Origin of the sequence: Kitasatospora sp. NPDC056184 (assembly GCF_042268405.1) — a bacterium.
GTDB lineage: Bacteria > Actinomycetota > Actinomycetes > Streptomycetales > Streptomycetaceae > Kitasatospora.
This window is the reverse complement of the sequence record NZ_JBHJUI010000007.1, coordinates 350,551-360,324: the sequence shown is the minus strand read 5'-3', so window position 1 is coordinate 360,324 and position 9,774 is coordinate 350,551. Positions and strand designations below refer to the sequence as shown.

The 9,774-nt window shown below is 75.1% G+C and carries 5 protein-coding genes, 1 rRNA gene and 1 pseudogene; 2 read left to right on the top strand and 5 right to left on the bottom strand.

Annotated elements, in window-relative coordinates; genetic code table 11:
• From ACFC0B_RS17520 to ACFC0B_RS17510, 3 genes and pseudogenes are all read right to left on the bottom strand, one after another.
• Window positions 1-85, bottom strand: a 16S ribosomal RNA gene (locus tag ACFC0B_RS17520); the annotation flags it as partial.
• A gap of 610 nt (window positions 86-695) precedes the next feature.
• Window positions 696-2,030, bottom strand: a pseudogene (locus ACFC0B_RS17515) (PP2C family protein-serine/threonine phosphatase); the annotation flags it as partial.
• Between the two features lie 203 nt (window positions 2,031-2,233).
• Window positions 2,234-3,619 carry an NAD(P)/FAD-dependent oxidoreductase gene (locus ACFC0B_RS17510; RefSeq protein WP_376086691.1) on the bottom strand — a complete coding sequence of 462 codons (1,386 nt, stop codon included), beginning with the start codon at window positions 3,617-3,619 and terminating at the stop codon, window positions 2,234-2,236.
• A gap of 538 nt (window positions 3,620-4,157) precedes the next feature.
• Here ACFC0B_RS17510 and ACFC0B_RS17505 point away from each other — a divergent pair.
• Both ACFC0B_RS17505 and ACFC0B_RS17500 read left to right on the top strand, forming a co-directional pair.
• Window positions 4,158-5,177, top strand: a complete 1,020-nt coding sequence (locus ACFC0B_RS17505) for a TetR/AcrR family transcriptional regulator (protein WP_376086690.1) — start codon at window positions 4,158-4,160, stop codon at window positions 5,175-5,177.
• Between the two features lie 338 nt (window positions 5,178-5,515).
• Window positions 5,516-7,933, top strand: a complete 2,418-nt coding sequence (locus ACFC0B_RS17500) for a sigma-70 family RNA polymerase sigma factor (RefSeq protein ID WP_376086689.1) — start codon at window positions 5,516-5,518, stop codon at window positions 7,931-7,933.
• 48 nt (window positions 7,934-7,981) lie between these two features.
• Here the strand turns inward: ACFC0B_RS17500 and ACFC0B_RS17495 are convergent, their stop codons facing one another.
• Both ACFC0B_RS17495 and ACFC0B_RS17490 read right to left on the bottom strand, forming a co-directional pair.
• Window positions 7,982-8,686, bottom strand: coding sequence for a DsbA family oxidoreductase (locus ACFC0B_RS17495; RefSeq protein WP_376086688.1), 705 nt, complete (start codon window positions 8,684-8,686; stop codon window positions 7,982-7,984).
• A gap of 99 nt (window positions 8,687-8,785) precedes the next feature.
• On the bottom strand, window positions 8,786-9,307 hold the full coding sequence (locus ACFC0B_RS17490) for a universal stress protein (protein WP_376086687.1): 522 nt from the start codon (window positions 9,305-9,307) through the stop codon (window positions 8,786-8,788).
• Window positions 9,308-9,774: the final 467 nt, after the last annotated feature.

The following is a 9,774-nucleotide window of genomic DNA, read 5'->3' as shown; positions in this document are numbered from 1 at the left end:
ACCCCGAAGGGCTTCACCGTTCGACTTGCATGTGTTAAGCACGCCGCCAGCGTTCGTCCTGAGCCAGGATCAAACTCTCCGTGAATGATTACCCGTAATCGGGTTCACCCGCGCAGAGCGGCACGGCAACCAACCGGAATAAGGCGGTCCCGCGCACTGCGTCCTCGCTAGTGTTATTTCAAAAGGAATCTCCAACCCCAGAGAATCTGAGGCCGGGGATGTCAACATATCTGGCGTTGACTTTTGGCACGCTGTTGAGTTCTCAAGGAACGGACGCTTCCATCAGGCGGCTTTCACACCGGCCCTCCGGGCGCTTCGTTCTTTCGTGTTTCCAGCTTATCAGATGTTTTCCGTGCCGTTCCCGGCGCTTCCTTCATCCAACTCGCTGGTGTCTTCTGCGGCTTGACGCCCCGTCCGACGTTTCAAACTCTAGCCGATCCCCGCTCCGAAAAGCGAATCCGGCCGCAATCCCCGAAAACAGGCGCACCAAATAGACCCTGAGCCGGAACGCGTCGAAACAAATAACGACACGCCTCGGCCCGTAACCGGGAAGAGGTGGTGTTTCAGAGGATTGGCCGCCCCGGGACCGTCCGCGCAAACGCGTGTCCGGTGCTCCCAGCCAGGCAGCTCGAAGAACACTAGACCTCTCGGGGAGCCGAGTCAAGCGCGGGTCTCCGTTCGGGGGACTCCTCGTCGGCCGGCAGCTGGAAGGCGAGGACGGCGACGTCGTCGTCGTGTTCGGAGGTGACGCCCATCGCCCGCAGCAGGCGGGCACAGACCACGTCGGGGGCGCCGACCGCGCCGGCGAGGGTGCGGGCGAGCTGGTCGAGGCCCTGGTCGATGTCCTCGTCGCGGCGTTCGACCAGGCCGTCCGTATAGAGGACGCCGGTGGTCCCGGGCAGCAGCCGGAGGGTGTGGGAGAGGTGGACGCCTCCCCCGGTGCCCAGCGGCGGGCCGTTCTGTTCCTCGCTGCGCAGGACGGTGCCGTCGGGGGAGCGCAGCAGGATCGGGAGGTGGCCGGCGGAGGCGTAGCCGAGGGTGCGGCGCCGCGGGTCCCAGACGGCGTAGGTGCAGGTGGCGATCTGGTTGGCGTCGATCTCCATGGCGAGGCCGTCGAGCAGGGTCATCACCTTGTGCGGCGGGAGGTCGAGGCGGGCGTAGGCGCGGACGGCGGTGCGGAGCTGTCCCATGACGGCGGCGGCGCGCAGGCCGCGCCCCATGACGTCGCCGATGACGAGGGCGGTGCGGCCTCCGCCGAGGGCGATGACGTCGTACCAGTCGCCGCCGACGGCGGCCTCGGCCCCGCCGGGCTGGTAGGTGGCGGCCACCCGGAGGTCGGCCGGCTGGTCGAGTTTCTGCGGGAGGAGGCTGCGCTGGAGGGTGACGGCGGCCTCGCGGTGGCGGCGCTCGGACTCGCGCAGCCGGGCCGCGGCGAGGACCTGGTCGGTGACCTCGGCGGCGAAGACAAGGACACCGGACGTCGGGTCGTCGCTCGTTGGAGTGGAAAGGACGGGCCCGCCGTCGGGGCCCGCGCGGCCCGGGTCGCGGGTGAGGGGGACGCAGGAGACGTTGTAGTAGCGGTTGCCGGTGAGGCCGAGGATGCAGCGGGCCTTGACGCTGCGCGGGCTGCCGCCGCGGATCACCTGGTCCATGAGGGGCAGGACGCCGAGGGTGCCGAGTTCGGGCAGGGCGTCGCAGGCGGGCAGGCCGGTGGGGCGCTCGCCGAAGAGTTCGCGGTAGGCGCGGTTGGCGTAGCCGAGCTGGTGGAGCGGGCCGTAGGTGACGGCGACCGGGGCCGGGATGCGGTTGAGGACCTCGCGGAGGTCCTGGGGCCGGTGGGGGTCGAGCACGCCGGTGGGGTCGAGGGCTTCGGGGGTGTCGGCCGGGCCGGCGGGGCTGGTGGGGTCGCGGGGGCCGGGCACCACGACAGCGTCTCCGGGCGGGGTGCCGCGGTCGGTGCCGGCCCCGGACCGCGGGGCGGCACGCCACGGGACTCCGGTGAGCCTGGCGCTCCAGCGCATGAGGTTCAAACGACGGCCGCTTCCTCGGGTTCCAGACATCTCATCACTTTTTGTGCACTCGTCAGCACACGGGGTAATGACTCGGTCGGGCCGATCCTGTCAGGCGGAGGCCCGATTCCGGAAGTCGTCCGCGCCAGGCGTGGCCCTCCGGTCGGCCACCGGGCCGTCCCGGTACTCCGAGCGGGGGGTGGCGGGCGGTCCGCCGGGGGCGTTCACGCGGACCGCTCGTCGGCCGGGGCCGACCGCTCGGGACGGCCGATCGGGACGACCTCGCGGGCGAAGAGCCCGGCCAGCGCCCAGTCCACGAGGACCCGCACCCGCCGCTCACCGCTCGGCAGCCGGCGCAGGTGGCGGGCCCGGTGCAGCCACCAGGCACGGCGGCCGGTGAGCCGTCCGCCGCGCTTGGTGTGGGCGACCGCCCGGCCGAGGCCCAGCGAGGTGGAACAGACCGGCGCCCCGGGCCGGTACTCGACGATGGCGGGCGCGTGCGGGCCGCCCTCCAGCGCGACCAGGACGTTGGCGGCCAGCCGCTCGGCCTGGGCGAAGGCGTGCTGGGCGTTCGGCGCGCACGGCGCCCCGTCCGCGTGCGGGTCGGGCACGGCGGCGCAGTCCCCGGCGGCCCAGGCCCCCGGCAGCGCGCGGCCGTCCGGGCCGAGCACCTGGAGGGTGGGCAGGCAGCGGACCCGGCCGGCGGTGTCCAGCGGCAGGTCGGTGTCGCGCAGCAGCGGGTTCGGGCGGACCCCGGCCGTCCAGACCAGGGTGCGGGCCGCGAACCGGCTGCCGTCGGAGAGCGCCATGACCCCGCCGACGGCCGACTCCAGGGTGGTGCGCAGGCGGACGTCGACGCTGCGGTCGCGCAGCTGGGCCAGGGTGTGGTCGGCGAGCTCGGGCGACTCCTCGGCGAGGATCCGGCCGGTGGCCTCGACCAGCACCCAGCGCAGGTCCTCGGGGGTGATGTTGTGGTGGCCGCGCACCGCGTACCGGGCCATGTCCTCGAGTTCGGCGAGCGCGCCGACGCCCGCGTAGCCGCCCCCGACGAAGACGAAGGTGAGCGCGGCCTGGCGGAGCGCCGGGTCGCGGGTGGTGGCGGCCAGGTCCAGCTGTTCCAGGACGTGATTGCGCAGGCCGACGGCCTCGCCGACGGTGGAGAAGCCGCGGCCGTGCTCGGCCAGGCCGGGGACGGGCGCGGTCCGGGAGACCGCGCCGGGGGCGAGCACCAGGACGTCGTAGTCCAGCTCGACCGGTGCCGGGGGTTCGCCCGGACCGGCGGCGTCGGCCCAGGCCCGGCGGGTGGCGTGCTCGATCCGGGTGATCCGGGCCGTGAGCACCTTGCAGGCGGTGAGCTCGCGGCGGAGCGGCACGACCACGTGCCGGGGGTCGATGCTGCCGGCCGCGACCTCCGCGAGCAGCGGGTGGTAGGTGAGGTAGGCCTGCGGCTCGACCACGGTGAGGTGGACCTCGCCGCGGCGCAGCCGCTCGCGCAGGCCGCGCTGGAGGTGCAGCGCTGCGGTCATGCCCGTGCAGCCGCCGCCGACGATCAGGATCCTGATGGCGCACCTCCTGTCGATGGGGCCCGGTGCCCGCCTTCGACCGGGCATGCCCCCATCACGCCCCCCAATAAAGGACCGCCGGGGCCGTCTTGTCCACCATCCGTGCTGTGGCGGACGGGGCCGGTGGGGCAGGCTGGGGGCAGATGTGCTGCCGGGGTGACTTTCTGACGCACTTTCGGCCGCGAACTGCGGTGAACTATGGTCGGATTGTGTGGCGGCGCGGCCACTGCCATGTCAACCGGCGGCGACGCACCGTGGAGCGGCCATTACGGCCAGTTCTAGTGTTGGCGGGAGAACCCGACTGCGGGACCGTGATCCGGGGAAGGGTAGTTCCCGGACAAGGCCCCGGACGCGGGCGCCGACACGCCGGTCCGATCGCACCGATCGGCCCGGCGGCGCCCGCCGGATCGGGGTCCGGGTGGACTGCGCGCGGCCGCACCCACGGCCGGGCGTCACCCGGGCGCACCACCAACGGCACGAGCGATGGGTCATCGGTCATTTCTTTCAGGCGTAGCTGCACCGGGGGGTGCAGGGGCGGGCGACGGCAGGTTCCGGAATCGGATGCCTGCGGGGGAGAGTTGGGATGATGGAACAGGAGCGACTGTTGGGGCGAGCGGGTGCGACACACCCCGGCCAGGGCGTGGTGCCGGAGCAACGCGGCCCCGCCGAGGCGGCCGGGCCGCCCGGGGCGGCCGGTGCGTCCGGCGTCCCCGGGTCGACCGGGACGGCGTACGCGGCGGTCCCCTACCGGAGCGGCGAGATGACACAGGCCGGACCACCACCGGGCGCCCGGCTGCGGGTCGACGCCCGCCGGAACCTGGAGAGCGTGCTGCGCGCGGCGCGCGAGGTGTTCGGCGAGTTCGGCTACGGCGCGCCGATGGAGGAGGTCGCGCGCCGCGCCGGGGTCGGCGTGGGCACGGTCTACCGGCGTTTCCCGAGCAAGGAGGTGCTGGTCCAGCGGATCGCGGCCGAGGAGGTCGCCTGGCTGACCGCCCAGGCGCGTGAGTCGCTGTACGGCGGCTCGGGGGCGTGGGAGGCGCTGGCCGGGTACCTGGCACGCGCGGTGTCCACCGGGGCCGGGCGGCTGCTGCCGCCGGAGGCGTTCCGGTACGCCGAGGAGCTCGGGCGGGTGCCCGAGCAGCGCTCGCCGGAGCCGGCCGGGCCGGTCGGCGGGTTCGACTCCCCGCGGTACGAGCCGCTGGGCGTCGAGCCGGCGGCGGCCGTCGGGTTCCCGGACCACGGGGTCCCGACGTCCGAGGCCGAGGCCGCGGCGCTGGTGGCCGACGCGGACCCGCGGCTGCTGCTGCAGCTGCTCGCGGCGCTGGTGGCGCGGGCGGGTGCGGCCGGCGAACTGCGGCCCGGGGTCACCGTCGCGGACGTGGTGCTGGTGCTGACGGCGTCGGTGCCGGTGCACGCGTGGCGCGGTGCGGTCGGCGCCGGTCCGGTGGGTGCGGCGCCGGGCGGGGCCTCCGGTCCCGGTGCGGCGGGCCCGGCGGCCGGGGACGCACCGCAGCCGGCAGGTGGTCCGCAGACGGACGGTCAACCTGCCGAAGGCCCGTCGGACCGCCTGCTGCAGATCCTGCTGGACGGCCTGCGGGCCCGCTGAACGTCGCCCCGCCGGGCGGCCACCGTCCGTCGCGGGCAAGGAGGTTGGTGAACCGGGCGGCGCGTGGAAGCGAGTCGCGCGCCCGGCGTGAGCGACGCCCGCCGAGGCGCCGCGCACCGGGCGAACGCATCCGCGACGGCACCACGGAAGAGTGGGTCACGGCCGGTCCGGCTACCGCCCAACTCTGCGCTATGCCATCCTTTGCCCGTGGTTGGAGCCAATGTCCCGATGCGCGCCGTTCGCGCGCCCTCGGCGCCGTGCAGCGGGAACTCGTGCGCCCACGCACTCCTGCGCGCCCTGCCACACTACGGGGGCTGTCGTGGAATCTGGGGTCCGTTGTGAGCGCCGAGGAACAGAACGACTACGGCTACGGCCTCGACTTCGGGCGGTCCGCGGGGACCGGGCCCGACTGGGGGGCCGACTGGCGGCCCGACGGTCCGGGAGCGGACACCGGGGCGGCCGGCGGGTCGGCCGGTGGAGGGCCGGCGGCCGCGGCCCAGGTGTCCGGCCCGGCGCAGTCCGGCCAGTCGGGGAAGTCCGGGCGTCCGGCGGGCCAGGTGCCCGACCAGGCCGGGATGCCCAGCCGTGAGACGCTCTCCGCCTCCGACGCCGCCCTCCCCCAGGGTCGCGTCCCCGGGCAGGCCCCCGCCGGACACGGCGGCGTCGCCCCGGAGGCCTTCGTCCGGACCGGCGCCCCGGTGCGCCCCACCGTGCCGGCGCCCGCCGATCCGGTTGACGGCGAACGTCCGCCCTCCGACGCGGAGTTGACCGCGCTCGTGCGGGCCGGGGACGACACCGCGTACGAGGAGATCTACCGCCGGCACGTCGACTCGGTGCGCCGCTACGCCCGGACCTGCTGCCGCGACAGCTTCACCGCCGAGGACCTCGCCGGCGAGGTGTTCGCCCGCACCCTGCAGGCGCTGAGGGCCGGCAAGGGGCCGGAATTCGCCGTCCGCGCCTATCTGCTGACCGCCGTGCGGAACGTCGCCGCGGCCTGGACGCGCAGCGAGCGGCGTGAGCAACTCGTCGACGACTTCAGCGTGTTCGCGCAGACCTCGGCCGCCGTCGTCGACCTCGACCTGGCCGACCCCGGCGCCGACGCCTGGGCGATGGCGCTGGCCGACCAGCGCATGGTGATGCAGGCCTACGCCGAACTCCCCGAGGACGACCGGATGGTGCTCTGGCACACCGAGGTCGAGCGGGAGTCGCCCAAGACCGTCGCGGTGATGCTCGGCAAGACCGCCAACGCGACCGCCGTCCAGGCCCACCGGGCCCGTGACCGGCTCGCCGCGGGGTTCCTGCAGGCCCATGTCTCGGGCAGCCAGGAGCGGGACTGCGAGGCGTACGCCAACCGGCTCGGCGCGTACGCGCGCGGCTCGCTGCGCAAGCGTGCCTCGGCGGAGGTCGGGCGGCACCTCAAGGAGTGCGACCGGTGCACGGCCGCCTGCCTGGAGCTGTCCGAGATCAACCACGGGCTGCGCGCGCTGCTGCCCGGCGGGGTCCTGGTCTGGGTCGGCGTGGGCGGCGCGGGTGCCGCCGCGGCCGCCGTGGGCGGGGCGGCGGTGGTCGGCGGCGCGGCCGCCGGGACCGCGGCCGCCACGGCCGGCGGTGCGGCCGGCGGCACGGCGACGACGGGTGGTGCCGCCGCGGGTGCGGCGGGGACCGCCGGAGGAACTGCGGGTGGGGCCGCGGGCGGGGCTGGTGCCGCCGGCGGGGCCGCGGGCGGGAGTGGCGGTGCGGGCGCGGGCGCCGGTGCCGCCGGGGAGGGCCTGGGCACCGCCGCCAAGGCCGGCATCGCCGCCGCCATCGCAGTGGCGGCCGCCGCCGTGGCCGCGTACGCGCTCACCGGTTCGCCCGAGCCGAAGCCCCCGGTGGCCGCGCCCCCCGCGGCCGCCGCGGTCACGCCCGCGCCGCCGGCCCCCGCGGCCGAACCCGCCGCCCAGGAACCGGCGCCGCAGCCCGCCCCGGCGAGCGCCGAGCCGGCCCCGGTGGAGGAACCCGCCCCCGCACCGTCCGCGTCGGCGGCGGCGCCCGGTACGACGCCCAAGCCCGCGCCGCCGGCCGCGCCCGGCACTCCGCCGGCCACCACGGCGGCCACCCCGGCGCCCCAGGCCCCGAAGTCCGGGCCGAGCCCGTCGCCGTCGCCGACCAGGCCGCAGCCCCCGGTGCCGGTGACGCCGCACCCGAGCCTGCCGGTGATCCCGACGCCCGAGCTGCCGGTGATCCCCACGCCCGAGGTCCCGGTGATCCCCACGCCCACCGTCACGGCCAATGTGCCGACGGCGGTCCCCACGCCTCCGGAGCCGAGCGACTTCTGGGCCGACGGCCTGCCGGTGGTCAAGCCCGGCGGCAACCGGGTGCCCCCGCCGCAGCCGAGCATCCGGCAGAAGGGGAGCGACTGGTTCTGGCAGCGGGACGCCGTGTCCGTGGGCGGCGCCGAGCACCGGCACGGCATCTCCGTGCACGCTCCGGCGACCACGCTGATCGACCTCAACCGCACCTGCACGTCGTTCGACGCGGTGGCCGGGATGGACGACCTGAGCGTGACGCTCGGGGGCGTGGTCTTCTCGGTCCAGGGCGGCGACGGGCGGACCCTGTGGAGTTCGCGCGCGGTGCGGGCGGGCGACCCGGCGGTGCCGGTGCACGTGCCGCTGGACGGGCAGAAGTCGATCCGGCTGGTGGTGACGCCGGTGAACGGCCTCTGGTCGGCGCTGAACATGGCCGACTGGGCCGAGGCCCGCTTCAGGTGCGTCTGAAGCGAGCCTCGGGGGCGCGGGGCCGCGGGGCGGCCCTGCCGGGTCGGCTCAGACGGCGCAGGAGCCGTCCGCGCAGGCCTCGCCGGCCGGGGCGACCTGCACCGGCGCCGGACGGCGCTCACCGATCTCGGTGGCGACCTGCTCCAGCACCCGGCGGAAGGTCTCGGCCTCCTGGCCGCCCTGGACGGCCCACTTGCCCTCGAAGACGAAGGTCGGCACGGCGGTGATGCCCAGCTCGCGGGCCTCGTCCAGCTGCGCGCGGACCTCGGCGGTGCCCTCGTCGCCGGCGAGGTAGGCGGTCACCCGGTCGCGGTCCAGGCCCGCCGCGACGGCGACCTCGGTGAGCGCGGTGCGGTCGCCGACGTCCACGCCGTCGGTGAAGTGCGCCTTGAGCAGGGCCTCCTTGAGGCGGCCCTGGACGGCCGCGCCGTACTCGGTCTCGGCGAGGTGCAGCAGGCGGTGGCCGAGGAAGGTGTTGGTGTGCAGGGCGGCGTCGAAGTCGTAGGTGATGCCCTCGGTGAGGCCCAGTTCGGCCACCCGGGCGTCCATTGCGACGGACTGCGGGCCGTAGCGCTCGGCCAGCCACGCGCGGTGCGGGCCGGCGGTGGCCGGAGCGTCGGGCACCAGCTGGTACGGCCGGTAGACCACCTCGACGTTCTCCTTGCCCGCGAAGCCGTCGAGCGCCTGCTCGAAGCGGCGCTTGCCGATGTAGCACCAGGGGCAGGCGATGTCGGAGTAGATCTCGACCTTCATGACGGGGGCTCCAGGGAGGTGGGGAGGGGCTGGTGGTCCGAGGTTGGTGAACGATGAACCATCTCGGGACATTCCCGGCGCGCCCGCACCGCCGGGTGCTCAGCCCTCGGGCGGGGCGGGGACGACCAGGACGGGGCAGGCCGAGTGGTGGGCGACGGCGCTGCTGACCGAGCCCAGGAGGAGGCGGGTGAAGCCGCCGTTGCCCCGGGTGCCGAGCACCAGGGTGTGCTGGCGGGCCGAGGCGGCCAGCAGGACCTCGATCACGTTGCCGAGCACGACGTGCAGCGACATCTCGGCCGTGCAGGGGTGGGGGCGGGCCTGCTGGACGGCGGCCACCGAGCGGCGCAGGCCGTCGGCCATCGACTCGACCAGGGTCTCCACGCTCTCCTGGACCAGTTCGGCCATCCCGGGCGGGTAGCCGGCGGGCGCCGGGTTGACGACGGCGAGCACGTACAGGGGCAGGCCGTGCGCCTCGGCCTCGGTCATCGCCCGTTCCAGCGCCCAGAGCGAACCGTCCGACCCGTCGCACGCCGCGAGCACCCCCGGCGGCCGCCCCGTCGGCGGCCGCCCGAGCACCGAGAGCACGACGGGGACGGACGGGTCCGGGCTGGCACTGGTCACCATGACCTCCGTGGATGCGGGGCGGAAGGGCGAGCGGGGGACGGACGCCTCGCCATGATCGCCGCCCCACCCCGCCCCGTTCCCCGAGCCGCGCCGAACACGCCCACGAGGCACGGCGCAGCACGGCGTCGGCGCAGGAAGTCGGCCTGGCCGACTTTCCGCTCCGGCGGCGCGCGGCCGGGCTGGTCGAATCGGTAGACCGGTCTGCATATTCACGACGCGCGGAAGCACCGCCGCGAGCGCAGGAAGTCGGACCCGCCGACTTTCCACTCCGGCAGGGCGGAACGAGGCGGTGGAAATCGGTAGACCGGTCTGCATATTCGGGGCGGGAAAGCCTCCCTGGGCGCAGGAAGTCGGCCTGGTCGACCTTCCGCTCCGGCGAGGTGGGAAAGGCGGGAGGAATCAGTAGACCGGTCTGCATATTCGTGCGCCGTCGACGAGCTGCCGGGAGAGGCGGGGGACGCGGG

Coding starts and splice junctions, on each gene's coding strand:
- ACFC0B_RS17510 (WP_376086691.1), bottom strand. CDS start 3,619: ATGCCCGGTCGAAGGCGGGCACCGGGCCCCATCGACAGGAGGTGCGCC.
- ACFC0B_RS17505 (WP_376086690.1), top strand. CDS start 4,158: ATGGAACAGGAGCGACTGTTGGGGCGAGCGGGTGCGACACACCCCGGC.
- ACFC0B_RS17495 (WP_376086688.1), bottom strand. CDS start 8,686: ATGAAGGTCGAGATCTACTCCGACATCGCCTGCCCCTGGTGCTACATC.